This window comes from Stenotrophomonas sp. STEN009 (genome assembly GCF_056760395.1).
Map to the genome: position 1 here is coordinate 28695 of NZ_JBRRES010000023.1, position 24815 is coordinate 53509.

A 24815-nucleotide genomic window follows, 5' to 3' on the forward strand; every position below is an offset into this window, starting at 1 on the left:
GCGGGCCGGCAGCGCTCTCTGCGTCAGAGGTCGCGGTACTGGATCTGTGCAGCGAGCACGCGCAGGCCTTCGGCATTGCTGGACAGGATGCGTTCTTCGCCAATGCCCTTCTGGCGTTGCAGCTGGAATCCCGCTGCGTTGGGCAGGTGCGCGGCGATGGTCTCCAGGCGTTGCAGCGCATCTGCCCCTTGGCAGTCGAAATGACCCCAGTAGGCGCCGTGACGGTGGACCAGCAGGCGGTAGTTCATCGTGCGTTCTCCGGTAGTTCCTGCAGCCAGTGGTTGAACATCGCAGTCGCGGCTGCGGCCAGCGGGGCGCCATAGCGGCGTGCCTGCGCGCGAAGACCGTTCGGGTCGATGCCCGCCTGGGCCAGCTCGAGCGTGTGGCCGATCAGCCACCGTTCGAACTGCCGCGCGTCCAGTTCCGGGTGGCACTGCAGGGCCAGTGCATGCTTGCCGATGGAAAAGGCCTGGTGGCGGCAGGCGGGTGTGCTGGCAAGACGGTGCGCACCGTCCGGGAGTTCGAAGGCTTCGCCATGCCAATGCAGCACAGGAATGCCCTGCAATGCCAGCAGGGGAGAACGCTGGCCCTCGTCGGTCAGCAGCAGTGGCGCGAATCCGATTTCCTTGCCTCCGCTGGGCGCCACCTCCGCCCCCAGCGCACGTGCCATCAGCTGCGCACCCAGGCAGATGCCGAGGGTCGGCCGCTGCAGGTGCAGGCGCCGTTGCAACAGCGCGATGCTGTCAGCCAGGAAGGGGTAGAGCAGGCCATCGTTGACGCTGACCGGGCCTCCCAGTACGACCAGCAGATCAGCCGCTTCGGCCGCGTCAAGCGCATCGATGCCGGCCTGCAGCACGTGCAGCTGCCAGCCCTGGGCCAACAGCAGCGGCTGCAGCGTGCCGAGGTCTTCGAAGGCGATGTGTTGCAGGACGACTGCGTGCTTCATGCGGCCCCTCCACGGGTGGGCCAGTAGGCGCTGTCCGGTGTCGCGCGTGCTCCGAAGATGGCCTGGCCGACGCGGACCACGGTGGCGCCCTCCTCGATGGCGACCTCGAAGTCGCCGGACATGCCCATCGACAGCTGCGACAGGTCGATGCCGGTCGGCGCGCTGCGCTGCAGCTGGTCGCGCAGCGTGCGCAGGCGGACGAAGCAGGCGCGTACGCGTTCCACCTCCGGAGTGAAGATGGCCAGGGTCATCAATCCGCGTACGCGCAGGCGGTCGAACATGGGCAGCTGCTGCACGAAAGCGTCGACGGCGCCGGGCTCCAGGCCGTACTTGCTGGGTTCGGCGGAGGTGTTGACCTGCACGAACACGTCCAGAGTGCGGTCCTCAAGCAGCAGGCGCTGCTGCAGCGCTTCGGCCACGCGCAGGCTGTCCAGCGCCTGGAATTCACTGGCGAAGTGCGCCACATGGCGGGCCTTGTTGGTCTGCAGGTGGCCGATCACCGACCAGCGCACGCCAAGGTCGGCCATCGACTCGGCCTTGCGCTGTGCCTCCTGCACCTTGTTCTCACCCAGCTCATGGCAGCCGGCAGCCACGGCCATGCGGATGCGCGCCTCATCCACGGTCTTGCTGACCGGCAGCAGGCGCACGCTCTGCGGGTCGCGGCCCGCGCGGGCACAGGCCCGCGCGATGCGCTGGCGCACCGTGAGCAGGTTGCGGGCGATCTGTTCGACGGACTGGGCGACAGGCCAGTCGGCGGCGGCAAGGGGCATGCGTGCACCTCCAATGCAGGGTGGCCAGGGTGGGATACACTGGCACAGGACAAGATTTATTTTGGCATAGGACAAAATGAAAATCACCGGGCACAGTGCCGAATCGATCTTCGACAGCATCCGCGAGGGCATCGGCGACGGGCGGCTGACCGCCGGCAGCGTGCTGCCGCCGGTACGCGAGCTGGCCGAGCGGCTGGGCGTCAACCGCAACACGGTGGCGGCCGCGTACAAGCGGCTGGACGCGGCGGGCCTGGCCAGTACGGGGGGGCGGCGCGGTACCACGGTGCGTGGCGTGCCGGCCCCCGTCGCGCGCGAAGGCAGTCCGCCGGGGCTGGCGCTGCACGATCTGGCAGGTGGCAATCCGGACCCACGGCTGTTGCCGAGCCTGCGCCTGGCACCGGCGCCACCTCGGCTGTATGGCGTGGGTACGGTCGACCCGCGCATGCAGCGGCTGGCACGTGCGTCGCTGGATGCCGATTGTCCGCAGGGCTATGCCCTGGAGCTGAGCCACGGTGCCGTCGATGGCATCGAACGCCTGCTGGCTGCCTGGCTGCTGCCCGGCGACCGCATCGCTGTAGAGGATCCCTGCTTCCTTGGCAGCCTCAACGTGCTCAATGCCGCTGGCCACACGCCGCTGTCCGTGGCGGTGGACACGCATGGGATGCAGGTGGCGTCGCTGCGGCGGGCGCTGGAGGCTGGCGCACGCGCGGTACTGCTGACGCCGCGCGCACATAATCCTACCGGCGCCAGCCTGGATGCGAAGCGGGCGCGGGCACTGCGCCAGCTGCTGGCCGGCTACCCGCAGGTGGCAGTGCTGATCGACGATCATTACGCGTTGCTCTCGCAGCAGGCCTACCACTCGGTGCTGCCCGTCGATGGCCGGCGCTGGGCACTGCTGCGCTCGCTGTCCAAGCCGTTGGGCCCGGATCTGCGCCTGGCGTGGCTGGCCTGCGATGAGGAAACCGCGGTACGGCTGCGCCTGCGGCTGGCAGCGGGAACCGGCTGGGTCAGCCACCTGCTGCAGGACGCGGCGGTCTCGGTGCTGGAATCAGCCACGCAGCGGGCGAAGATCGCTTCGGCCGGCGTGCGTTACCAGCAGCGGTTGCAGTCGCTGCAGATGCTGCTGCAGGCGCGGGGCGTGCAGCAGGCCGTGCCGATGGAGGGGTTGAACCTGTGGTTGCCTCTGCCGGATGACAGCCGCCCGCAGGTACTGGCGCTGGCCGCCCGCGGCTGGCATGTGCGTGCCGGCGAAGTGTTCGCGGTTTCCGCCCCCGGTCATGGCCTGCGCATCACCTGTGCGGCGCTGGGAACACCGCAGCAGCGACAGCTGGCCGATGACCTGGCGGCCGTGCTGGGATGATGAACCCGCGTCCTTCAGGGCGCGGCACTGACGCCGGGGCGCACGTAGTAGGACTGTCCGCTGTCATCTACGAACATCAACTCCGGCTTGCCCTGCCAGGAGGTGAGCATCGCGCCGGTGTTGTTCTGGTGTTTGACCATCAGGCTGGCGCCGCGGTCGGGGTTGGCGACCACCTTGAACACTTCGGTGGTGCCGGCTGCATCGTCAAGCGTCAGCAGGGCTTCGCCACCGTGGTCGGTCGTGCCGTAGCCGCCGCGTTCGGAGCCGTCCGGACCCAGCAGAACCAGGCCGGACAGGGCGCTGGCACGTGTTCCCTGCACCTGGCCGCGACTGCGCGGGTCGGGCACCGGGGCGCCCAGGATCACCCGCGCCTGACCGGCGCCATCGTGGATGACCAGGCCCCGGGCTTCGATCACCCGCTGCGGCGATTGGCTGCGATGCAGGCTCCAGGCAGTCCAGCCGGAAACGAGCAGGGCGAGGGTGGAGACCAGCAGCGTGGTCAGCGTGAGTGCACGGGGCATCGGATCGTCCTTCCTTGGATGTGCCGACGATAACGGAAGCGGGCCGCTCATGACCAGTTCGCTGTGTGACGCGGTGTGTCCTCAGTGGAAGTCGCGGCTTCGGCTGCGCAGGCCCTGCAGCAGTTCATCCAGGCAGTGCATGCGTTGCACGATCACATGCTGCACGCCATCGACACGCTCCAGGCGGCCGTCGATCTGCATCAGCTGGGTATCGACCAGTACACGGTGCTGCCGGTCGGCCAGGTGCCGCCAGACCACGGCATTGACCATGCCGGTTTCATCTTCCAGGGTAAGGAAGGTGACGCCGCTGGCGGTCTGGGGACGCTGGCGCATGCGTACCAGCCCGGCGATGCGTACGCGGCGGCCATGGCCGTGGCCGGCCAGTTGTGCGGCGTCGAGGCAGCCGCGGCTGCGCAGCTGCGTGCGCAGGAATGACATGGGATGGCGACCCAGGGTAGTGCCGATGCTGCGGTAGTCGGCCTGCATGTCTTCCCACGCACTGGGCAACGGCAATGGCACGCGTGCTTCAGCGGTGGTGCGGGCCTGATCGAACAGCGGCAGGCGGTTTTCCACGCCGGAGACATCCCAGCGCGCACGATGACGATGCCCGCTGAGGCCGCGCAGCGCGCCGGCATCGGCCAGCAGGCCCTGATGGCGCCGGTCCAGGACGGTGCGCTGGCACAGATCGCCGACATCGTCGAATGGCCGTCGCGCGCGTTCGCGCATGATGGCCTGTGCCACCTGTTCGTTGCAGCCATCGACCAGGCGCAGGCCCAGCCGGATCGCCGCGGGACCCCTGCTGAAATCCAGCGTGCAGTCCCAGTCGCTGTGGCGCACGTCCACCGGCAGCACGATGATGCCGTGCCGGCGCGCATCCTGCAGCAGCTGGTCGGGGCTGTAGAACCCCAGTGGCTGGCTGTTGATCAGGCTGGCGGTGAACGCGGCCGGATGATGGCACTTCAGCCAGCAGCTGTTATAGGTCAGCAGGGCGAAGCTGGCGGCGTGGCTTTCCGGGAAGCCGTAATCGCCGAAGCCCTTGATCTGCTCGAACAGGTGCTCGCCGTATTCGCGACTGAAGTCGTTCTCCAGCATGCCGGCCAACAGCTTCTCGCGATGCGGCTCCAGCCCGCCGCGGCGCTTCCAGGCCGCCATCGAACGGCGCAGGGCATCGGCCTCGCCCGGGGTATAACCGGCCGCATCCACCGCCAGCTGCATCACCTGTTCCTGGAACAATGGCACGCCCAGCGTACGTGCGAACACGCGTTCCAGCCGCGGTGGGTAGAGCGGATTGTGTGGATCGTTCAGTGCATCAGGGCCGTGCTCGCGCAGGATCCGCCGCCGCTCCAGATAGGGATGCACCATGTCGCCCTGGATCGGACCGGGTCGCACGATCGCGACTTCGATCACCAGGTCATAGAACGTGCGCGGCTGCATGCGCGGCAGCATCGCCATCTGCGCGCGCGATTCGATCTGGAACACGCCGATGGTGTCGGCGGCGCAGATCATGTCGAAGGTCTTCGCATCCTTGGGCGGGATCGCATCCATGCGTCCTTCGTGCAGGCCATGCTGCTTCAGCATTGCCAGGCATTTGCGGATGGCGGTGAGCATGCCCAGCGCCAGGCAGTCGACCTTCATCAGGCCTGTGGCATCCAGATCGTCCTTGTCCCACTGGATGACGGTGCGGTCGGCCATCGCTGCGTTCTCCACCGGCACCAGCGTCGACAGCGGGTGTTCGGAAATCACGAAACCGCCCGGATGCTGCGACAGGTGGCGCGGGAAGTCGATCAGCTCGGCGGTCAATGACAGCAGTCGCCGCATCAGCGGCGTCTCCGGGTCGAAGCCGCGCTCGCGCAGGGTTTCCGGTAGCGGAATGTTGCCACCCCAATGGTCCATCGCCGCGCCCAGTTCATTGACCTGGTCCATCGGCAGTCCCAGCGCGCGGGCGACATCACGGATCGCACTGCGGCCGCGATAGCTGATCGCCACCGCCGTCAACGCGGCGCGTTCGCGGCCATAGCGCTTGAACACGTACTGCAGGACTTCCTCGCGCCGTTCATGCTCGAAATCGATATCGATATCCGGTGGTTCATTCCGCTCGGCGGAGATGAAGCGCTCGAACAGCAGGTTGCTGCGCGCGGGGTCGATCTCGGTCACGCCCAGTACGAAGCACACCGTTGAATTGGCGGCCGAGCCGCGGCCCTGGCAGAGGATGTCCTGGCTGCGGGCGAAGCGCACGATGTCGTGCACGGTGAGGAAGTAGGAGGCATAGTTCTTCTTCTTGATCAATGCCAGCTCGTGCTCGATCTGCCTGCGCTGTGGTTCCTGGATGCCCTCCGGCCAGCGCCAGGGAATCTTTTCTTCCACCAGCTCGCGCAACCAGCTGTCCGGGTCATGACCTTCCGGCACCAGTTCACGCGGGTAGGTGTACTTCAACTGGTCCAGGGTGAAGTGGCAGCGCTCGGCGATGCGCACGGTCTCGGCCAGCAGTTCAGGGGGGTACAACCGGGCCAGCGCGGTGCGCGGGCGCAGATGGCGTTCGCCATTGGGGAACAGGCGCCAGCCGGCTTCGGCCACGCTGCAGCGGTGACGGATCGCGGTCAGCGTGTCCTGCAGCGCGCGGCGGCGGCGCACATGCATGTGCACATCGCCGCTGGCGACCAGCGGCAGGCCGTGGCGTTCGCCGAACGCCTGCAGCTGCTGCAGGCGGCGCGCGTCGTCGTGCTCATGATGCAGTTCCACCGCCAGCCACAGGCGGTCCTTGAAGGCTGCGCGCAGCAGTGGCAGATCGGTGGCGGCGGGCTGCCGGTCCAGCCACAGGCACAACAGGCCGTCGGGCAGGCCGGACAGGTCATCGCGCAGGCAGCGGTACTCGCCCTTGCCGGCCCGCCGCCGGCAGGTGGTGATCAACTGGCACAACCCGGCGTAGGCAGCCTGGTCGGTGCACAGCAGCACCAGCTTCGGGCCCTCTTCGACCTGGAACTCGGCACCGACGATGAGCGCCACGCCCTGTGTCTTCGCTGCCTGCCAGGCGCGCACGATGCCAGCCAGCGAACACTCGTCAGTGATCGCCAGCGCGCGGTAGCCCTGGCCGCGGGCACGTGCGAACAGTTCCTCGGCGGTGGAGGCACCGCGCTGGAAGCTGAAGGCCGACAGGCAGTGCAGTTCGGCATAGCCGGGCAGCTCATCGTGCATGGTGGTTCAGCCGAACCAGCCGTGCAGCATCCACGGTGCATGTGGATCATTGCGCTCACGGAAGGCCCAGCCGCGCTGGCCGTGTGCGGTTTCCACCACGTAGTAGTCACGGCGCGCATCGGCCTGGTCCCACCAGCCTGATTCGATCCGCTCCGGCCCGGTGACGATGCGCAGCCGCGGGTCACGCAGCACCTGTGGTGTGTCCAGCAACCAGCCGGGGCGCAGCGGCCAGCACGCCGGTGGCCTGGCGGGTGCCTGGGTGCCACTGGCGCGTTCGGGGCGATGGTCGGCCTGCACGGCAAGGGGCTGCACGGCGTCATCGCCGAGCCGTGCACGCAGGCGCTCGCGCAGCTGGGTCCACGGCATCGCCTGTGCCGGGCGGGTGTCGAACAGATCGCGTGCGGCGGGCACGAAGGGCGGCAGGTGTTCGGCCTGCAGGCGCAGGGCCCGGCTGCCCGCCGGCAGCGGGAAGGCCTCCATGCGGTTACGGGCGATCTCGAACAGCAGCGCGGCATCGCGCTCGGGTGCGAGCAGGCCGATGGTCAGCACGCTGGCGGGCAGCAGGTCGTGTTCGAAATGCAGGTCGAAACGCTGCACGCCGCCATCGCGCGAGAACAGGAAGGCCGCCAGATCCAGCAGCAGGCGCCGCAGCGGAAACAGCAGGGCCTGGCTGGATTCGATCTCGTACTCGAATTCGATGCGTGCGTCGAAACGGTCTGGTGGCTGGTAGTAGCGCAGGGGTGCGGTGGGCTGGCCACGCAGCGCGTCCAGCTGCTGCAGCACGTCCGGCGCGAAGCGACGCGCCAGGCTTTCGCGCGGCAGGTCGAACACTGCCCCCAGCGTACGCAGCCCGGAGCGGCCAAGCACGGTCACCGCATCGGCCGGCAACCCGCTGCGCGGCAAGGGCAGCTGCGCCAACAGGGCTGGCAACTGTCCTGCATCGATACCGAGGCCATCATGCACGTTGGCCAGCACCCGTGCGGCATGGGGATTGGGCGCCGCGACCAGGCGGTGACGGAATCCAAGTTCATGCAGGCCATCACGCAGGCGCCGCTCGATCGCCAGCCAATCGCCGAACAGGGCACGGCTGGCACCGATCTCCAGGACCAGGGCATGGGGAAAGTCGAGGCTGACCTGCGAACTGAAGCCGTACAGCCAGCTGGCCAGCAACTGGCGGGTGTGCAGCTCGGTGGCCGGATCGTAGTCATGCAGCTGCAGGTCCTGCACCAGTACCTGTGCGGCCGACAACAGCATGCCCGGACGCAGGCCGGCTGCACGCGCAGCAGGGCTGACGGCGCGCAGCACGCGACGCTGCGCCGGCCCCTGCAGCAGCACCAGTGGCCGCTGCGGATCCGCTTGCAGGCGCAGCACGCAATCCAGCGCCAGCTGCGGCAACAACAGGCAGGCCCAGTTCATGCGGCCGCCTCAGTGGGCGATGGCCAGTGGCAGCGGCTGTGCCGGCGGCAATCCGCCACGGCACTTCAGGACCCGGACCTGGCCGTGGTCGAGCTGCAGGCGCAGGCTGGCCGGGGACGGGTTGCGGGCTGCACGCGCCTCGCGGAACACGAAGCCCAGGCACTGGCCACTGTCGGCGGCTACCTGCAGGCGGCGCAGGGCGCGGTCGTCGGCCTGCTGTGGCCAGCACAGCACTGCCGCGCAGGCCGCCGAGCGCAGGCATTGTTCGGTGGCCCACAGCGCCTGCTTCGGCCCGGCCTGGATGATCTGCAGCTGCGCCAGATCCAGCCCGGCCGCGGCCCAGGCCGGCGCATGCGGCCGGTAAGGCGGCGCGACCAGCACGATCGGCCGCTCGCGGCGGCTCAGCTTTGCCAATGCCGGCCAGACCAGTGCCAGTTCGCCTACACCCGGCGCGCCCTGCAGCACCTCGCACAGCCCGCTGGCCGGCCATCCCCCCCCGGGCAGGCGTGCATCCAGGGCGGGGTGGCCACTGGCCAGATGGTCGCTGGCCGGGCCGTGCCGCGCCGGACCGCGCCATAGCTGGCGACCGTCCAGGAGACGGTCGAGGGCAATGACCGCACCCATCAGCCCACCGTCCGGAAACGCGTGGGGGCTGGCTGAGAGCGACAATAGTTGTCGGAAACGGCTGGCATGGAGCGAGTATCGACAGGCCGGTATCAAGGGCTGAGACCGGACATGCTACTCGCCTCGTGAGTAGAATTACTAATGAATTCGGGAGCCGCGTTTCAGGTTGCTGAAGAGCGGGCGCGGTTCATCGATCAACGTGCCCCGCACTCACCGCCCCTGCGGATCCGGGCGATGGTGCACGTACTCGACCACGGTGCCATCGGGATGGACTGCATTGAACGCCGCACCGGTCGGGACGATCTGCAGCGGGAAGATGATCTCGGCCCCGGCAGCGATCAGTTTGTCGTGATAGGGCCGGACATCGTCGACCAGCAGGGTGCCCGTGGTCGAGGTGAAGGGTGCCAGTGCGGTCTCGCTGCCTTCGATCAACAGGAAGGCACCGACCATGGCCAGGCGCAGTCCTGCATCGGGAAACGGAAACCCGGCATCAGCGACCACACCCTGCAGCTGCTCGTAGAACGCCACACTGCGCTCCAGTTCGCCGGGAGCGACGAATACGCGGATCAGCACGCGCGGGCTGCGTTGGCTGGAGGTGTCACAGCGGTCGCGCCAGAGATGGTCGAAGTCGCGATGTACGTTCATGGGCGTGATCCGTGGCCAGGGGCTTCCATTATCGGCAGCGCCGCGCACCCCACTGATGACCGCCGGTGATGGACTGATAACCGGCGTGCAGGGGCTGGCCTGTGCCTTAGGTCCTGTTGACAGGCATGAACGCCCTCGCACAATCTTCACAGGTTGGGCCACGTGCGTGGCCCGGGCAGGCAGGTTGTCACGCCGGGAGGAGGGTCCCGCGCGCAGACCGGTCCGCCCTCCGGCCTGAGGTGTTGCCCGGCAACGCCTGTACGGCATGAACGCTGCACCCTTCGGCGGCATTTTCCCTGGACCGATTGCCTTGGCAACGGAATTACGCCCGTCGATGAAAACGTTTACAAAGCCGCTTGCCCTGTCCCTCGCCGTGTCCGCCGCCGTCATCGCGCCGGCGTGGGCCGATCCCGCCGCGTTCACCGTGTTGACCCTGGAGCAGGCGCCGCCGGCCGAAGCGATGCCGGCCCTGGCCACCCAGCTTGGATCCCTGCAGGTGGATGCCGTGAGTGTGCGGCAGGTGCAGCGCAGCATCGACCAGGTCGATCCGCTGCAGCTGCTGGCTGATGGCCTGGGCTACGAATACCGCTTCATCGCCGCCGGGAAGGACGATGGTCGGACCCAGCGCGGTCAGGCCGTGCTGACCCGGTTGCCGATCGCGGCGGAATCCGGCCCGGACCAGCCGGGGCTGAACTACCTGCGCCTGGATGACGGTCGCCACACCGTTGCGGTCTACACCGATGCCGGCGCGGGTGCCCTGCAGTTGCCGGCCCTGGTGTCGCGTTCGCGGCTGGGTGCGCCGGCGGTGCTGCTCGGCGCTGTTGCTGGCGATTCCGCCAAGGCTGCCGGTTTCGATCCGGCGCGGGTGGTCCCGGAAGCCGATGCCAGCTACTTCAGCGATGGCTTCCAGGCCGCCAGCAGTGCGCCGTTCAAGGTTGAGGGCAGCGCCCTGCGCGCGACCCTGCTGACCCTGGCCTATGCCGCCGACAAGGGGGGCGATGCGCCGTGGATGGACACCACCCTCAACGCCGACGCCCGCGCTGCGCTGCTGCTGAAGGCGATGACCGAGGATGAGAAATTCCAGATGCTGCACAGCTACTTCGGGCTGGGCAAGGACGGCGGCCCGCTGCCGGACGGCGCGGTCGGTTCGGCCGGTTTCGTGCCGGGCGTGCCGCGCCTGGGCATTCCCTCGCAGCAGTCGGCCGACGCCGGCGTCGGTGTGACCAACCCCGGCGGCATCCGGCCCGGCGACTTCGCCACCGCCATGCCCTCCGGCCCGTCCACCGCATCGAGCTGGAACCGCGAAGTGGCTTTCGCAGGCGGCGCGACGATGGGCCGCGAGGCCTGGCAGCAGCGTTTCAACATCCTGCTTTCCGGCAGCGTCAACCTGCAGCGCGATCCGCGCAACGGCCGCAACTTCGAGTACGCCGGCGAAGATCCGCTGCTGGCAGGCTCGATGGTCGGCGCGTTGATCCAGGGCGTGCAGAGCCAGCACGTGATCTCCTCGATGAAGCACTTCGCGCTGAACGACATGGAGACCCGCCGCAACTTCCATGACGTACGCATCGGCGAACAGGCCATGCACGAGTCCGACCTGCTGGCCTTCGAGATCGCGCTGGAGACCGGCCGCCCGGGCGTGGCGATGTGCTCGTACAACAAGATCAACGGCACCTACGGCTGCGAGAACGGCTACCTGATGAACCAGGTGCTGAAGCAGGAATGGAAGTTCCCTGGTTTCGTGATGTCCGACTGGGGTGGCGTGCACAGTGGCTCAAAGGCGGCGCTGGCCGGCCTGGACCAGCAGTCGGCCGGTGAAGTGTTCGACGCGGCGGTGTTCTTCGACGAGCCGCTGCGCCTGGCCGTGCACGGCGGCGTGGTGCCGCAGGCGCGCCTGAACGACATGGTGGCGCGCATCCTGCGCACGATGTTCCTGCACGGCAACTTCGACAACCCGCCGCAGCACCAGAAGGTTGATGCCGAGGCCGGTTTTGCCGTGGCACAGCGCACGGTGGAAGAGGGCAGCGTGCTGCTGCGCAATGAAGGCAACCTGTTGCCGCTGGCCGACAGCGTGAAGCGCATCGTCATCATCGGCGGCCATGCCGACAAGGGCGTGATCGGTGGTGGCGGTTCGTCGATGGTGGGCGTGACCGCAAAGGGCACCAACGCGGTGCCGGGCGTGATGCCGACCACCTGGCCGGGCCCGGTGATGTTCCATCCGTCCTCGCCGCTGGAGGCGCTGCGTGCAGCGCGCCCGGACGCCACCATCGCGTATGTGGACGGCAGCAATGCCGCGGCTGCAGCCAAGGCCGCCGCACAGGCGGATGTCGCCATCGTGTTCGCCACGCAGTGGGCCGCCGAATCGGTGGATCTGCCGGACATGCAGCTGCCGGACAACCAGGATGCGCTGATTTCGGCGGTGGCCAAGGCCAACCCGAAGACCGTGCTGGTGCTGGAAACCAACGGCCCGGTGCGCACGCCGTGGCTGGCGCAGGTGCCGGCGATGCTGCAGGCCTGGTATCCCGGCATCCGCGGTGGCGAGGGCATCGCCGCACTGCTGACCGGCCAGGCCAATCCGTCCGGCCGCCTGCCGGTGACCTGGGTGACGGACGAGTCGCAGCTGCCGCGCCCGCATATCGATGGCCTGGGCTTCAAGCCGGCCAAACCGTTCGGTGATGTGTTCGATTTCGATATCGAAGGCGCCAACGTCGGCTACAAGTGGATGGCCGCCAAGGGCCTGACTCCGACCTTCGCCTTCGGCCATGGCCTGTCCTACACCTCCTTTGCCTACGACAACCTGAAGGTGAGCGTGGAAGGTTCGCGCCTGGTCGCCAGCGTGGACATCCGCAACACCGGCAAGCGCGCCGGTGCCGACGTGGCCCAGCTGTACCTGAAGCTGCCGGCGGGCAGCAGCACGCCGATCCGGCTGATCGGCTACGACAAGGTGCAGTTGCAGCCGGGTGAGCAGCGCCGCATCCGTATCGAAGCCGAGCCGAAGACCCTGGCCCACTACGATGCGCAGGCCCGCCAGTGGAAGATTGAAGGTGGCACCTACCAGGTGCAGCTGTCGCGCAATGCCGCCGAACCGCTGCAGAGCGCGGACGTGCAGCTGGTGGAGCAGGTGCTGCGCTGACACCGCGTGGTACTCACGCTTGCAGACACGGCCCCGCAAGGGGCCGTGTCTGTTTGCGGGCTGGGGCGGCGGGGGCGCCGGGGGGGGGGGGGGGGCGGCGCCCCCCCGCCCCCCCCCCCCGCGGGGGGGCGTTCGGTGGGGGGGGGGCGCGGCCCCCGGGGCGGGGCGGGCCGGGCCGCCCCCCATTCCCCCGCCCCCCGGTTCGCCCCCGCCCTGGCCGGGCGGCGCAACGATGGGCAGAGGAATGCGGTAGCACCGGGCCATGCCCGGCGGCGCAACGATGGGCCGAGGAATACGGTAGCGCCGGGCCCTGCCCGGCGAGCGCAGCGGCAGCATAGGCACATGTGCCATCAGTCCTGCCCGCATCCGCCGCAGAATGCAAAGCCGTCACACCCTTCACAGGGCAGGGCAGGAGTAGGCTTGGAACTTTCCCGCCGGAAGGGGTTGTCCATGCGTGTGCGTGCCGTTGCAATAGCCATCGCCCTTTGCCTGTCCAGCAGCGTGCTGGCTGCCGATACTCCGCCGATGACCCCGGACATCAGCGGCAAGCCTTTCGTTGCCCCGGATGTGGGGCGCGACTACGACAAGCGCGTGGTGATGGTGCCGATGCGTGATGGCACCAGGCTGTATACGGTGATCGTGGTACCCAGGGGCGCCCGTAACGCGCCGATCCTGCTGACCCGCACGCCCTACGATGCTGCCGGCCGCGCCAACCGCAGTGACTCGCCGCGCATGCGCGACCTGCTGCCACAGGGCGACGAGGTGTTCGTCGACAGCGGTTACATCCGCGTATTCCAGGACATCCGTGGCAAGTACGGCTCCGAAGGCGATTACGTGATGACCCGGCCGCTGCGCGGGCCGTTGAACAACACCAAGGTGGATCACTCCACCGACGCCTGGGACACCATCGACTGGCTGGTGAAGCACGTGCCCGAGAGCAACGGCAAGGTCGGCATGCTGGGCTCGTCCTATGAAGGTTTCACCGTGGTGATGGCGTTGACCGATCCGCATCCGGCGTTGAAGGTGGCGGCACCACAGAGCCCGATGGTCGATGGCTGGATGGGCGACGACTGGCTCAACTACGGTGCCTTCCGCCAGGTCAACTTCAACTACTTCGCGATGCAGACCGAGAAGCGCGGCAAGGGCACGCCGCTGCCGAGCCTGGGCTATGACGACTACAGCACGTTCCTGCGCATCGGCTCGGCTGGCGACTACGCCCGTTTCACCGGCGTGGACCAGCTGACCTGGTGGAAGAAGCTGGTCGAGCACCCGGCGTATGACGCCTTCTGGCAGGGCCAGGCGCTGGATGCGGTGATGGCCAAGACGCCGTTGAAGGTGCCGACCCTGTGGTTGCAGGGCCTGTGGGACCAGGAGGACATGTGGGGTGCCAACCACGCCTACCAGGCGATGGAAGGGCGCGATAGCGGCAACGACCGCAACTATCTGGTGATGGGGCCATGGCGGCACAGCCAGGTGAACTACAGCGCCAGCGAACTGGGCGCGCTGAAGTTCGACGGCGATACCGCGCTGCAGTTCCGCCGCGATGTGCTCAAGCCGTTCTTCGACCAGTACCTGGTGGACGGCGCGCCGAAGGCGGACACACCGCCGGTGCTGATCTACAACACCGGTGAAAACCACTGGGATCGCCTGAAGGGCTGGCCGCGCAGCTGCGACCAGGGGTGCGCCGCCAGCAGCAAACCGCTTTATCTGCGTGCCGGCGGCAAGCTGGCGTTCCAGGCGCCGGCGGCGGGCGAGGGCGACTTCGAGGAATACGTGTCCGACCCGGCCAAGCCGGTGCCGTTCGTACCGCGCCCGGTGCGCTTCGGTGACCGCGACATGTGGACGACCTGGCTGGTCAAGGATCAGCGCTTCGTCGATGGCCGACCTGACGTGCTGACCTTCATCACCGAACCGCTGGCCGCGCCACTGCGCATCGGCGGCGCGCCGGTAGTGCACCTGCAGGCGTCCACCAGCGGCACCGACAGCGACTGGGTGGTGAAGCTGATCGATGTGTATCCGGACCAGGAGGCCTCGGCGCCGGAGATGGGTGGCTATGAGCTGCCGGTGTCACTGGCGATCTTCCGTGGCCGCTACCGCGAAAGCTTCAGCGATCCGAAGCCGCTGGCGGCGAACCAGGTGCTGCCCTACCGCTTCGACCTGCCCAACGCCAACCACACCTTCCAGAAGGGGCACCGGGTCATGGTGCAGGTGCAGTCGAGTCTGTTCCCGCTGTATGACCGCAACCCGCAGACCTATGTGCCGAACATCTACCTGGCCAAGCCGGGCGACTACCAGAAGGCCACGCAGCGGGTCTGGCACAGCGCGGCGCAGGCCAGCTACATCGATCTGCCGGTGTACTGAAACGGGGCGGGCAACGCCGGGCCTGGCCCGGCGCCACCTTCCATGGGCAACGCCGGGCCATGCCCGGTCGCGGTGGACCGGGCATGCAGCCGTCGTCAGGCATCCAGTGCCGGGTAGTCGATGTAGCCGTGTTCGCCACCGCCATACAACGTGGCCGGGTCGAGCTCGGCCAACGGCGCACCGCTGCGCAGTCGAGCGACCAGATCCGGGTTGGCAATGAAGGGCCGACCAAACGCGATCATGTCGGCATAGCCGCTGGCAAGGGCCTGCCCGGCACGCTCAGCGTCGTATCCGTTGTTGGCGATCCAGGCACCACGGAAGCGTGCGCGCAGCGCAGGGTAGTCGAACGGGATGTTGTCCCGATCGCCACCGGTTGCACCTTCGATGACATGGATGAAGGCCAGTCCGTCGATCGTGTCCAGGCGCTCCACTGCACGGTTGAACAGCGGTTGCGGGTTGCTGTCATGGGCATCATTGACCGGGGTGACCGGTGACAGGCGCACGCCGGTGCGGCCGGCGCCGATTGCTTCGGCGACCGCGCTGACCACCTCGAACAGCAGCCGCGTACGGTTCTCGATGCTTCCACCGTAGGCATCGTCCCGATGGTTGCTGCCATCGCGCAGGAACTGGTCGATCAGGTAGCCGTTGGCTGCATGTACCTCGACGCCATCGAAGCCTGCGGCAATGGCATTGCGCGCGGCGACGCGGTAATCCTCGATGAGTTGCGGGATCTCCTCCAGCGCCAATGCGCGCGGCGCGGAGACATCCTCGAATCCATTGGCGGTGAAGGTCTTGCCATTGGCGCGGAGAGCGCTGGGTGCCACCGGCACTTCGCCTTCCGGCAGCAGGCTGGTGTGGGAGATGCGACCCACATGCCACAGCTGCAGCACGATGCGGCCACCTTCGGCGTGTACCGCGTCGGTGATGGATTTCCACGCAGCGACCTGCTCGGCGCTGTAGATGCCCGGCGTATCAAGGTAGCCCTGGCCCAGAGGGCTGATCTGGGTGGCTTCTGCAATGATCAGGCCGGCACTGGCACGTTGGCGGTAATAGGTGATCGCCAGCGGAGAAGGGACGCGGTCGGGCAGGGCGCGGTTGCGCGTCAGCGGTGCCATGGCGATGCGGTTCGCGGCAGCGATGTCACCCAGGTGAGTGGGCGTGAACAGCAGGGCGTCAGCGGGATTCATTGGAGTTTCCACAGCAGGGGAGGGTGAGGTCGAGCATACGGTCGAACGCGTTGCAGCGATGGGAAGGTTCGTTGCAGCGCCTGGAAGTGGCGCGGCCGTAACACGGCGGGGCGTACCGTGGGTCGCGGGTGGACGCGTGTCCACATCGATTCCCGATAGATGGAGAACACAGATGATCGACTATCAGCTCGGCGGCAAGACGGCGATCGTGACCGGTGGCGTTTCCGGCATCGGCCTGGCCGTGGCCGAACTGCTGGCAGCGTCCGGTGCTGCGGTGTCAGTGTGGGACCTGAAGCAGGACGCGGTGGACGCCACCGTGGAAGCGCTGGCCCGGCGTGGCAGCCGCGCCATCGGCATCGCCTTGGATGTCACGGATGAGGCTGCCGTGGAGGCGGCGGTGCAGCGCACAGTGAAGGAGCTGGGCGGGGTGCACGTCGCGGTCAACAACGCCGGCATCAGCGGTCCGGCGGCGAGCAGCGGCGACTATCCCGTCGATGGCTGGAAGCGGGTGGTCGATGTGAATCTGACCAGTGTATTCCTGTGCCAGCGTGCGCAGATCCAGGCCATGCGCGCGGCCGGGAAGGGCGGGAGCATCATCAACATGGCCTCGATCCTGGGCCAGGTGGGCTATGCCGGTTCGACCGCGTACGTGGCAGCCAAGCATGGTGTGGTCGGCCTGACGCAGACTGCAGCGTGGGAGCATGCCGCCGATGGCATCCGTGTCAATGCGGTGGGGCCGGGCTTCATCGCCACGCCGCTGCTGGAGAAGATGGATCCGAAGGTGCGCGCCACGCTGGAAGACCGCCACGCGTTGAAGCGCCTGGGCAAGGCCGAGGAAGTGGCGGCGCTGGTGGCCTGGCTGGCCAGCGATGATGCCTCGTTCGCGACCGGCACCTATTACGCGATCGATGGCGGTTATCTGGCGCAGTGATGCGGTGACCACAGGGACGGTGGTGCCGGGCAGGGCCCCGCGCGACCCGGTGAAAGGGCCGTGGTGGGGCCTTAACCGTGATCCGACGGCTGACGCGCAACGCTCCGGGAAACTCCCGGAGACGTCGATGGAACTCAACCAGGATGTATCGATCCTGCTGCGCGTGGCCGCCGCGATGCTGTTCGGTGGCGTGCTCGGTATCGAGCGCGAGATGGGCAAGCATGCGGCGGGCCTGCGCACGCACATGATGATTGCCGGCGCCGCAGCGCTCATCGTGGGGCTCGGCGATTCCGTGGCCGAGCATTTCCAGCAGGAGCGCTACCGCGACCTGCTGCAGGTCGACCCGGTGCGCCTGATCGAAGCGGTGGTGGCCTGCGTCGGCTTCGTTGCCGCAGGCACCATCCTGCGTGGCAGCCGCGAGGACCAGGTCAGCGGGCTGACCACGGCCAGTTCGCTGGTGATGGCCGCCGCCATCGGGATTGCGGTGGGCATCGGCAAGTACGTCATTGCCCTTGGTGTGAGCGTGCTGTGCCTGCTGGTGCTGGCGGTGATGCGACGGTTGGCGGACAGGCTCTAGCGGGGCAGCACCTTCGAGCTTCTGTCATGTGGCGCTTTATTGGTAATACCAATATGTCCGGTAACTCTATGGTCTAATAGGCTCTTCGTCGAAATGGCGGTTCAATCGGCTTCAAATGGTCCGATGAATCTGATTATTGGTAATACCAATAATCGTGACCACGGCGTCCCATCGCATGCGGTGGGGAAACATTCCGCCCCCCCGTCGAGAGCCTCCATGCAGCCCTGGCAACACCTGTACGACCCCGCCGGCAACCTGTGGTTGTCCAGCCTGATCGCGTTGCTGCCGATCGCGTTCTTCTTCGTTGCCCTGGCCGTGCTGCGCATGAAAGGCTGGCTGGCCGGCACGATCACCGTGGCCATCGCACTGGCCGTGGCCCTGCTGTTCTACCGCATGCCGCTGACCCAGGCGTTGGGAGCGGCCGGCTTCGGTTTCGTCTACGGGCTGTGGCCGATCGCCTGGATCATCATCGGCGTGGTGTTCCTGTACAAGGTCTCGGTCAAGACCGGACAGTTCGACATCATCCGCGCTTCGATCCTGTCGGTGACCGAAGACCAGCGCCTGCAGATGCTGATGGTCGGCTTCGCCTTCGGTGCCTTCCTGGAAGGCGCGGCGGGGTTTGGCGCGCCGGTGGCGATCACCGCAGCGCTGCTGGTCGGGCTGGGCTTCAAGCCGCTGTATGCAGCGGGCCTGTGCCTGATCGTCAATACCGCGCCGGTGGCATTCGGTGCGATGGGCATTCCGATCATCGTGGCGGGACAGGTCACCGGGCTGGAGGCCTTCGAGATCGGCCAGATGGCCGGTCGCCAGCTGCCGTTCCTGACCATCATCGTGCTGTTCTGGATCATGGCGATCATGGATGGCTGGCGTGGCGTCAGGGAAACCTGGCCGGCTGTGCTGGTGGCCGGCGGGTCGTTCGCCATTGCCCAGTACCTGACCTCCAACTTCATCGGGCCGGAGCTGCCGGACATCACCGCGTCGCTGGCGTCGCTGGTGTGCCTGACCCTGTTCCTGCGCCGCTGGAAGCCGGTACGGATCTTCCGCTTCGATACCGAAACCAGCGCCGAGGCGGCCGCCCAGGCGCTGGAAGCGCCGCGCTACAGCGTTGGCCAGATCGCCAAGGCCTGGTCGCCGTTCCTGATCCTTACCGCGATGGTCACGCTGTGGAGCATCAAGCCGTTCAAGTCGCTGTTCGCGGCGGGTGGCCCGCTGGAAAGCTGGGTGCTGAAGATCCCGGTGCCGGGCCTGGACCAGATGGTGCAGAAGATGCCACCGATCGTGCCTGCGCCGTTGAGCTACGAGGCGGTCTATAAATTCGACGCGTTCTCGGCCACAGGCACGTCGATCATCCTCGCCGCAGTGATTGCCATCATCGCCCTGCGCATGCCGGCCAAGGCGGCGCTGCAGACCTTCGGCGAGACCGTGCGCGAGCTGCGCACACCGATCTATTCGATCGGCATGGTGCTGGCCTTCGCCTTCATCGCCAACTATTCGGGCCTGTCGGCCACGCTGGCGCTGGCGCTGGCCCACACCGGCAAGGCATTCACCTTCTTCTCGCCGTTCCTGGGCTGGCTGGGCGTGTTCCTGACCGGCTCGGACACGTCCTCCAACGCGCTGTTTTCGGCCTTGCAGGCCACCACTGCGCAGCAGATCGGCGTGTCCGAGGTGCTGCTGGTGGCGGCCAACACCACCGGCGGCGTCACCGGCAAGATGATCTCGCCGCAGTCGATTGCCATCGCCTGCGCCGCGGTCGGCCTGGCCGGCAAGGAATCGGACCTGTTCCGCTTCACTGTCAAGCACAGTCTGATCTTCACCGTGATGGTCGGCCTGATCACCACCGCGCAGGCGTACTGGCTGACCTGGATGATTCCCTGAGCCATGCAGCCGACGACCTATCCGCGCAGCATGGGCCGCACCTGTCAGGCGCTTCGGGCCACAATGGCGCCATGAGCACGCAACGGATTTCAGACAAGGTGGCCGCGCAGCTGCGTGGTCTGGTGCAGGAGCGGCAGCTGCAGCCGGGTGACCGGCTTCCGGCCGAGCGCGCGCTGGCGGTGCAGCTGGGTGTCTCGCGCACGGCGCTGCGCGAGGCCATCGCGCAGTTGTCCAGCCAGGGCCTGCTGAGCGCACGCGTGGGCGGCGGCACCTACGTGGCGGAGCCGGCCACGCGCGCGCGGCAGGCGCTGGATGAACCCCTGGCTCCGTACCTGCCGTTGTTCCAGGGCGACCCGGAATACCGCTTCGACGTGCTGGAGATCCGTCACGCGCTGGAAGGAGCGACGGCCTGGCATGCAGCGCTGCGTGCCACCGATGAGGATCGGGCACGCATCGCCCAGGCCTTCCAGACCATGATGGATGCGCATGGCAAGGATGATCCTTCAGGCGAGGCGGAGGCCGATGCGGCCTTCCACCTGTCCATCGCCGAAGCGTCGCACAACCTGGTGCTGCTGCAGGTGATGCGTGGCCTGTTCGATCTGCTGCAGACCAACATCTCGCAGAGCCGCGAAAAGCTCTACACCTCGGCCAGAACATTCTCGCCGTTGTCCGACCAGCATCGCGAAATGATGGATGCCGTGCTGGCCGGTGATCCGGAGCGCGCGCGCGCCGCCGCGCATGCCCACCTCGAGTTCGTGCACACCACGCTGCGCACGCTCGACGACAACGAAGCCCGGCGCGCGCGGGCCTCGCGCCTGCCTTCCCCACACGGTTGACCCGATGATCATCTCCGCCTCCACCGATTACCGCGCCGCAGCCAAACGCCGGCTGCCGCCGTTCCTGTTCCACTACATCGATGGCGGCGCCTATGCCGAGCACACGCTGAAGCGCAACGTTTCGGATCTGTCCGACATCGCACTGCGCCAGCGCGTCCTGCGCAACATGTCCGACCTGAGCCTGGAGACCGAGCTGTTCGGCCAGACGCTGGCGATGCCGGTGGCACTGGCGCCGGTCGGCCTCACCGGCATGTATGCACGCCGCGGTGAAGTGCAGGCGGCGCGGGCAGCTGACAGCCGCGGCATTCCGTTCACCCTGTCCACCGTGTCGGTGTGCCCGATCGAGGAAGTGGCCCCGGCGATCCAGCGGTCGATGTGGTTCCAGCTGTACGTGCTGCGCGATCGCGGCTTCATGCGCAACGCCCTGGAGCGCGCCCAGGCGGCGGGCGTTACGACGCTGGTGTTCACCGTGGACATGCCGGTACCGGGTGCGCGCTATCGAGACGCGCACTCCGGCATGAGCGGTCCGAATGCTCCGCTGCGCCGCATCGGCCAGGCCATCACCCATCCGCGCTGGGCCTGGGACGTGGGTCTGTTCGGACGTCCGCACGATCTCGGCAACATCTCCACCTATCGCGGCAACCCCACCGGGCTGGAGGACTATATCGGCTGGCTGGGCAGCAACTTCGATCCATCCATTTCGTGGAAGGACCTGGAGTGGATCCGCGAGTTCTGGAAGGGACCGATGGTGATCAAGGGCATCCTCGACCCGGAAGACGCACGCGACGCGGTTGCATTCGGTGCCGACGGCATCGTGGTCTCCAATCACGGGGGGCGCCAGCTCGATGGTGTGCTGTCCACCGCACGCGCGCTGCCGGCCATCGCTGACGCGGTACAGGGCGACCTGAAGATCCTCGCCGATTCCGGCATCCGCACCGGACTGGACGTGGTGCGCATGCTGGCGCTGGGCGCTGACACCGTGCTGCTGGGGCGGGCCTTCGTCTATGCGCTCGCGGCGCAGGGTGAGGCCGGCGTGGCCAACCTGCTGGACCTGATCGCCAGGGAGATGCGCGTGGCAATGACGCTGACCGGCGCACACCGCATTACCGACATCGGCCGAGATTCACTGGTGCGGCTGCCATGATTGGCCACGGGGCCATGCTGTCGCAGCTGCGTGCTGCTGTCGGCAGCCGCCATGTGCTGACCCGCGACAAGGCGACCCGCCGCTTCCGCCGGGGCTATCGCTTCGGCGACGGCGCGGTGCTGGCCGTGGTGCGTCCGGGCACGTTGCTGGAATTGTGGCGTGTGCTGCAGGCGGCGGTGCAGGGTGGGGCAGCCATCATCCTGCAGGCCGCCAATACCGGCCTGACCGGCGGCTCGACCCCGGATGGCAATGATTATGGGCGCCCGGTCGTGCTGGTCAGCACCCTGCGCCTGACCGGCATCCAGTTGTTGAACGAAGGCCGCCAGGTGGTGTGTCTGCCGGGCGCCACCCTGGACCGGCTGGAGCAGACGCTGGCGCCGCTGGGGCGCGAGCCGCATTCGGTGATCGGCTCGTCCTGCATCGGCGCTTCGGTGCTGGGCGGCATCTGCAACAACTCCGGCGGTGCGCTGGTGCGGCGTGGCCCCGCTTATACCGAGCTGGCGCTATATGCGCAGGTCGATGCGCAGGGCCGGTTGCAGCTGGTCAACCACCTGGGCATCGCGCTGGGCGATACGCCCGAGCAGATCCTGCAGCGCTTGCAGGCCGGTGACTACGATGCCGCCGATGTCAGCGACGGCGACGGCCGTTCCGCGTCCGACCCGCGCTACGCCGACGAGGTGCGCAGGGTCGATGCCGATACACCGGCGCGCTTCAATGCCGATCCCAGTCGTCACTACGAAGCGGCGGGTTCAGCCGGCAAACTGGCGGTGTTCGCGGTGCGCCTGGATACGTTTGAGAAGGAGCCCGCCGAGGTCTTCTACATCGGCAGTAACCGTACCGGGAGTTTCACCGCCATCCGCCGCCAACTGCTGACCGGCTTCGATTGCCTGCCGATTGCCGGTGAGTACATCCACCGAGACGCCTACGATATCGGCGAGCGCTATGGAAAGGACACATTCCTGCTGATCGACCGGCTCGGGACCGCACGGGTGCCCGCGGCATTCGCACTGAAGAGCAGGGTTGACGGCTGGTTCGAGCGGCTGGGCCTGCGCGGCGTGACCGACCGGGTAATGCAGGTGCTGACCGGCCTGTTGCCCTCGCACCTGCCCCAGCGCATGGGCGAGTTCCGGCAGCGTTACGAGCATCATCTGCTGCTGAAGGTCTCCGCACAGGATGCAGCCGAGACCGAGGCCTGGTTGCAGCAATTCTTCGCCGAGCACGAAGGCGGCTATTTCCACTGCACGGCCGAAGAAGGGCGCAAGGCCTTCCTGCATCGTTTTGCCGTGGCCGGTGCTGCCGTGCGCTATCGCGAGGTGCATCGCCAACAGGTGCAGGACATCGTCGCGCTCGACATCGCATTGCGTCGCGACGACGCAGACTGGTTCGAGCAGCTGCCCGCCGCCATCGAAAGTCGCCTGCTGCACAAACTGTACTACGGCCACTTCCTGTGCCACGTGTTCCACCAGGACTACATCGCACGCAAGGGCGAAGATCCGATGGCGATCGAGCACGCGATGTGGGCACTGCTCGACCGGCGCGGGGCCGAGTATCCGGCCGAGCACAACGTTGGCCACCTGTACCCGGCCAAGCCGGCGCTGGCTGGGTTCTACCGACAGTTGGACCCGAGCAACACCTTCAACCCGGGCATCGGGCAGACTTCGAAGGCCAAGGGCTGGGGTGGCTGCGACTGCGGATGATGTAGAGCCGAGCCCGTGCTCGGCTGCACTTCCCGGCAGGCAGCAGTCGAGCATGGCTCGACTCTACCCGGGCAACGGTTACCATCGGAATTCCAGCCGCAGGAGCCGCCCATGCCCCCCATCGTTGTCCGCACGACCGTTTGTGCTGCACTGCTGGCCGCCCCGATCCTGGTGTTGGCGCAGGGCTCGATCCTGCCACAGCAGCGCGATGCCGCCGGCAATGTGATGGAGCCGCTGGGGCACGTGCTGATCACCCCGGAGGCAGGCCCGGCAGGACTTTATGAGTGCACCCAGGACGGCAACTGGTGTGTACGCGTGCAACCGGTGGCCGAAGAGGGGAAGCGGCCCACCGTGCTGGAAGTGCTTGAGAAGGTGCCGGGCCAGGGCAAGCCAAATAGCTACCACGTCCGCATTGACGTGCCGCAGGAAAGCGAACTGAAGCTGTGGCCGTGGATCGTACGCCTGGCACCCGGTGTCGGCGCGGATGAGGACGTGATTGACCCGCAGCCGCGTGCCCGCCAGAACGTACTGGTAGGCGCCACGGTCACCTTCAGCATGATGTACTCCGGCGGTGGTGCAGACGCATCGACGCTGCAGCTGGCACGCGTGCGCCACCTGCAGGATGGCGTCCAGGTGGACGATGATGTGCTGACCGTGCCGTGGGTGGGCAACGCGATGATCCGTGCCTGCTTCAGCGAGCAGGACATCAGGCAGCGTGCCGGTGCCTGCCACGATGAGTATGGATTCTCGGCAAAGCTGGGGCTGGATCCGGCAGTGCAGGGCATGCCGGTGCTTCGTTACCAGACGGTGGCGACCCGCTTCCCCGCAGGTGCATCGCGTTTCGGGGATTCGCTGGCGAAGGGGCCGTTGAAGACGAAGGACCTGCGCACCGAGCAGGATCCCGCGTGCAGCTATTCGCGTCTTTTCCGTTTCAGTGAGGGCCGTTTTCACCCCGACCAGCCACTGCCGGATTGTGCGGGCTATACCGAACCCTGAGCCCTGTCACGCTGGCCCATGCCCGACACGCGTTCTGTGTAGAGCCGAGCCCATGCTCGGCTGCTGTTCAGTGGCAGCCGATCGTGGGCTCGGCTCTACAGAAGCCCGCGGCGGTGATTACTCGCAGCGGGCTGCGGTGATGATGTTGTCCTTGTCCATGTAGACGCGCAGGCGATCCGGACGGATATCCTTGGTGGTAATCGTGGTCGGGCCGATCGGGTTGACCAAACCGGCGCCGCTCTCACGCGACAGACGACGCATGTTCTCCTCATTGCCCGGCTGGCCGATTGCCCAGCCAAGCTGGCTGGCGTCGCAGCGGCCGGTGCCCTTCACCTCCGGCCCGGGCGTACTCACACAGGCGGCGAGCAGCATCGGCGTGGCGACTGCGGCCAGTGCAAGGCCGACGGAACGGAAACGGGTCATGAGCGGCGCTCCTGCGAGATGTTGGCGCCACCATAGCACCCTGCCCGTGGCGACGGCATGCGTTGGATCAAAGGAGGGGGCTCGGGAGCACTGGCACTGACGAGGTTGGCGCGTCCTGGCCGTGACCCTTCACGCCTGCGGAGCGCATGGAGCGCGTCTGCACGTTGCGAGTCAACCCAGCATT

20 protein-coding genes are annotated in these 24815 nt (G+C 67.4%); 10 read left to right on the forward strand and 10 right to left on the reverse strand.

What is annotated here, in order from left to right; all coding sequences use genetic code 11:
* Window positions 1-23: 23 nt before the first annotated feature.
* The 3 genes from ACVOMM_RS12035 to ACVOMM_RS12045 are packed head-to-tail and all read right to left on the reverse strand — an operon-like array spanning window position 24 to window position 1716.
* The gene (locus tag ACVOMM_RS12035; RefSeq protein WP_053517658.1) at window positions 24-248 is read right to left on the reverse strand and encodes a hypothetical protein; all 225 of its coding nucleotides are present in this window, start codon (window positions 246-248) and stop codon (window positions 24-26) included.
* The gene (locus tag ACVOMM_RS12040) at window positions 245-946 is read right to left on the reverse strand and encodes a glutamine amidotransferase (protein WP_053517657.1); all 702 of its coding nucleotides are present in this window, start codon (window positions 944-946) and stop codon (window positions 245-247) included. The genes ACVOMM_RS12035 and ACVOMM_RS12040 overlap by 4 nt, the downstream gene beginning before the upstream one ends.
* Complete coding sequence (locus ACVOMM_RS12045) at window positions 943-1716, reverse strand: YggS family pyridoxal phosphate-dependent enzyme (protein ID WP_283220050.1); 774 nt, start codon at window positions 1714-1716, stop codon at window positions 943-945. Before ACVOMM_RS12045 ends, ACVOMM_RS12040 begins: the two co-directional genes overlap by 4 nt.
* Before the next feature lie 76 nt (window positions 1717-1792).
* Here ACVOMM_RS12045 and ptsJ point away from each other — a divergent pair, with 76 nt between their 5' ends.
* Window positions 1793-3076: a MocR-like B6 salvage transcription factor PtsJ gene (gene ptsJ, locus ACVOMM_RS12050; RefSeq protein ID WP_197600991.1), complete on the forward strand. Its 1284-nt coding sequence runs from the start codon at window positions 1793-1795 to the stop codon at window positions 3074-3076.
* Window positions 3077-3090: 14 nt separating this feature from the next.
* Here ptsJ and ACVOMM_RS12055 read toward each other — a convergent pair whose 3' ends face one another.
* The 5 genes from ACVOMM_RS12055 to ACVOMM_RS12075 all read right to left on the reverse strand — a co-directional run bounded on the left by ACVOMM_RS12055 (window position 3091) and on the right by ACVOMM_RS12075 (window position 9474).
* A complete protein-coding gene (locus ACVOMM_RS12055; protein WP_053517653.1) occupies window positions 3091-3597 on the reverse strand; it encodes a hypothetical protein in 507 nt (168 codons plus the stop codon).
* An 81-nt stretch (window positions 3598-3678) separates the two neighbouring features.
* A complete protein-coding gene (locus ACVOMM_RS12060; protein ID WP_481526292.1) occupies window positions 3679-6789 on the reverse strand; it encodes an error-prone DNA polymerase in 3111 nt (1036 codons plus the stop codon).
* Between the two features lie 6 nt (window positions 6790-6795).
* Window positions 6796-8205, reverse strand: coding sequence for a Y-family DNA polymerase (locus tag ACVOMM_RS12065; protein ID WP_481526293.1), 1410 nt, complete (start codon window positions 8203-8205; stop codon window positions 6796-6798).
* A 9-nt stretch (window positions 8206-8214) separates the two neighbouring features.
* On the reverse strand, window positions 8215-8829 hold the full coding sequence (gene imuA, locus ACVOMM_RS12070; RefSeq protein ID WP_053517646.1) for a translesion DNA synthesis-associated protein ImuA: 615 nt from the start codon (window positions 8827-8829) through the stop codon (window positions 8215-8217).
* Between the two features lie 210 nt (window positions 8830-9039).
* A complete protein-coding gene (locus ACVOMM_RS12075; RefSeq protein WP_053517644.1) occupies window positions 9040-9474 on the reverse strand; it encodes a VOC family protein in 435 nt (144 codons plus the stop codon).
* Window positions 9475-9808: 334 nt separating this feature from the next.
* On the opposite strand from ACVOMM_RS12075, the gene ACVOMM_RS12080 reads away from it, so the two are divergent.
* Both ACVOMM_RS12080 and ACVOMM_RS12085 read left to right on the forward strand, forming a co-directional pair.
* Window positions 9809-12604 carry a beta-glucosidase family protein gene (locus ACVOMM_RS12080; RefSeq protein ID WP_481526294.1) on the forward strand — a complete coding sequence of 932 codons (2796 nt, stop codon included), beginning with the start codon at window positions 9809-9811 and terminating at the stop codon, window positions 12602-12604.
* A gap of 450 nt (window positions 12605-13054) precedes the next feature.
* Entirely contained in the window at window positions 13055-14965 is a 1911-nt protein-coding gene (locus ACVOMM_RS12085; protein WP_481526295.1) for a CocE/NonD family hydrolase, read from the forward strand.
* Between the two features lie 95 nt (window positions 14966-15060).
* Here the strand turns inward: ACVOMM_RS12085 and ACVOMM_RS12090 are convergent, their stop codons facing one another.
* Window positions 15061-16152, reverse strand: coding sequence for an alkene reductase (locus ACVOMM_RS12090; RefSeq protein ID WP_053517643.1), 1092 nt, complete (start codon window positions 16150-16152; stop codon window positions 15061-15063).
* 172 nt (window positions 16153-16324) lie between these two features.
* On the opposite strand from ACVOMM_RS12090, the gene ACVOMM_RS12095 reads away from it, so the two are divergent.
* The 7 genes from ACVOMM_RS12095 (at window position 16325) to ACVOMM_RS12125 (ending at window position 24208) form a co-directional block, all read left to right on the forward strand.
* Window positions 16325-17083 (forward strand): SDR family NAD(P)-dependent oxidoreductase, encoded by a 759-nt coding sequence (locus tag ACVOMM_RS12095; protein ID WP_053517641.1) that lies wholly within the window; start codon window positions 16325-16327, stop codon window positions 17081-17083.
* A gap of 127 nt (window positions 17084-17210) precedes the next feature.
* A complete protein-coding gene (locus ACVOMM_RS12100) occupies window positions 17211-17660 on the forward strand; it encodes an MgtC/SapB family protein (RefSeq protein ID WP_053517640.1) in 450 nt (149 codons plus the stop codon).
* Between the two features lie 216 nt (window positions 17661-17876).
* Window positions 17877-19535 carry an L-lactate permease gene (gene lldP / locus ACVOMM_RS12105; RefSeq protein ID WP_481526296.1) on the forward strand — a complete coding sequence of 553 codons (1659 nt, stop codon included), beginning with the start codon at window positions 17877-17879 and terminating at the stop codon, window positions 19533-19535.
* A gap of 71 nt (window positions 19536-19606) precedes the next feature.
* Window positions 19607-20371 (forward strand): transcriptional regulator LldR, encoded by a 765-nt coding sequence (gene lldR / locus ACVOMM_RS12110; RefSeq protein ID WP_053517636.1) that lies wholly within the window; start codon window positions 19607-19609, stop codon window positions 20369-20371.
* A gap of 4 nt (window positions 20372-20375) precedes the next feature.
* Window positions 20376-21515, forward strand: a complete 1140-nt coding sequence (lldD, locus tag ACVOMM_RS12115) for an FMN-dependent L-lactate dehydrogenase LldD (protein ID WP_340045116.1) — start codon at window positions 20376-20378, stop codon at window positions 21513-21515.
* On the forward strand, window positions 21512-23212 hold the full coding sequence (dld, locus tag ACVOMM_RS12120; protein ID WP_481526297.1) for a D-lactate dehydrogenase: 1701 nt from the start codon (window positions 21512-21514) through the stop codon (window positions 23210-23212). Before lldD ends, dld begins: the two co-directional genes overlap by 4 nt.
* 111 nt (window positions 23213-23323) lie before the next feature.
* Entirely contained in the window at window positions 23324-24208 is an 885-nt protein-coding gene (locus ACVOMM_RS12125) for a hypothetical protein (protein ID WP_253120189.1), read from the forward strand.
* A gap of 117 nt (window positions 24209-24325) precedes the next feature.
* On the opposite strand, the gene ACVOMM_RS12130 is transcribed toward ACVOMM_RS12125, so the two are convergent.
* Window positions 24326-24631 (reverse strand): I78 family peptidase inhibitor, encoded by a 306-nt coding sequence (locus ACVOMM_RS12130; protein ID WP_053517630.1) that lies wholly within the window; start codon window positions 24629-24631, stop codon window positions 24326-24328.
* Between the last annotated feature and the right edge of the window lie 184 nt (window positions 24632-24815).

Excerpts from the sequence above, each read along its gene's own strand:
- ptsJ (WP_197600991.1), top strand. The coding sequence starts at position 1,793 with ATGAAAATCACCGGGCACAGTGCCGAATCGATCTTCGACAGCATCCGC.
- ACVOMM_RS12085 (WP_481526295.1), top strand. The coding sequence starts at position 13,055 with ATGCGTGTGCGTGCCGTTGCAATAGCCATCGCCCTTTGCCTGTCCAGC.
- ACVOMM_RS12130 (WP_053517630.1), bottom strand. The coding sequence starts at position 24,631 with ATGACCCGTTTCCGTTCCGTCGGCCTTGCACTGGCCGCAGTCGCCACG.
- lldP (WP_481526296.1), top strand. The coding sequence starts at position 17,877 with ATGCAGCCCTGGCAACACCTGTACGACCCCGCCGGCAACCTGTGGTTG.
- ACVOMM_RS12045 (WP_283220050.1), bottom strand. The coding sequence starts at position 1,716 with ATGCCCCTTGCCGCCGCCGACTGGCCTGTCGCCCAGTCCGTCGAACAG.
- ACVOMM_RS12090 (WP_053517643.1), bottom strand. The coding sequence starts at position 16,152 with ATGAATCCCGCTGACGCCCTGCTGTTCACGCCCACTCACCTGGGTGAC.
- ACVOMM_RS12040 (WP_053517657.1), bottom strand. The coding sequence starts at position 946 with ATGAAGCACGCAGTCGTCCTGCAACACATCGCCTTCGAAGACCTCGGC.
- ACVOMM_RS12080 (WP_481526294.1), top strand. The coding sequence starts at position 9,809 with ATGAAAACGTTTACAAAGCCGCTTGCCCTGTCCCTCGCCGTGTCCGCC.
- ACVOMM_RS12055 (WP_053517653.1), bottom strand. The coding sequence starts at position 3,597 with ATGCCCCGTGCACTCACGCTGACCACGCTGCTGGTCTCCACCCTCGCC.
- dld (WP_481526297.1), top strand. The coding sequence starts at position 21,512 with ATGATTGGCCACGGGGCCATGCTGTCGCAGCTGCGTGCTGCTGTCGGC.
- ACVOMM_RS12075 (WP_053517644.1), bottom strand. The coding sequence starts at position 9,474 with ATGAACGTACATCGCGACTTCGACCATCTCTGGCGCGACCGCTGTGAC.
- ACVOMM_RS12100 (WP_053517640.1), top strand. The coding sequence starts at position 17,211 with ATGGAACTCAACCAGGATGTATCGATCCTGCTGCGCGTGGCCGCCGCG.
- ACVOMM_RS12035 (WP_053517658.1), bottom strand. The coding sequence starts at position 248 with ATGAACTACCGCCTGCTGGTCCACCGTCACGGCGCCTACTGGGGTCAT.
- lldD (WP_340045116.1), top strand. The coding sequence starts at position 20,376 with ATGATCATCTCCGCCTCCACCGATTACCGCGCCGCAGCCAAACGCCGG.
- ACVOMM_RS12060 (WP_481526292.1), bottom strand. The coding sequence starts at position 6,789 with ATGCACGATGAGCTGCCCGGCTATGCCGAACTGCACTGCCTGTCGGCC.
- ACVOMM_RS12095 (WP_053517641.1), top strand. The coding sequence starts at position 16,325 with ATGATCGACTATCAGCTCGGCGGCAAGACGGCGATCGTGACCGGTGGC.
- lldR (WP_053517636.1), top strand. The coding sequence starts at position 19,607 with ATGAGCACGCAACGGATTTCAGACAAGGTGGCCGCGCAGCTGCGTGGT.
- ACVOMM_RS12125 (WP_253120189.1), top strand. The coding sequence starts at position 23,324 with ATGCCCCCCATCGTTGTCCGCACGACCGTTTGTGCTGCACTGCTGGCC.
- ACVOMM_RS12065 (WP_481526293.1), bottom strand. The coding sequence starts at position 8,205 with ATGAACTGGGCCTGCCTGTTGTTGCCGCAGCTGGCGCTGGATTGCGTG.
- imuA (WP_053517646.1), bottom strand. The coding sequence starts at position 8,829 with ATGGGTGCGGTCATTGCCCTCGACCGTCTCCTGGACGGTCGCCAGCTA.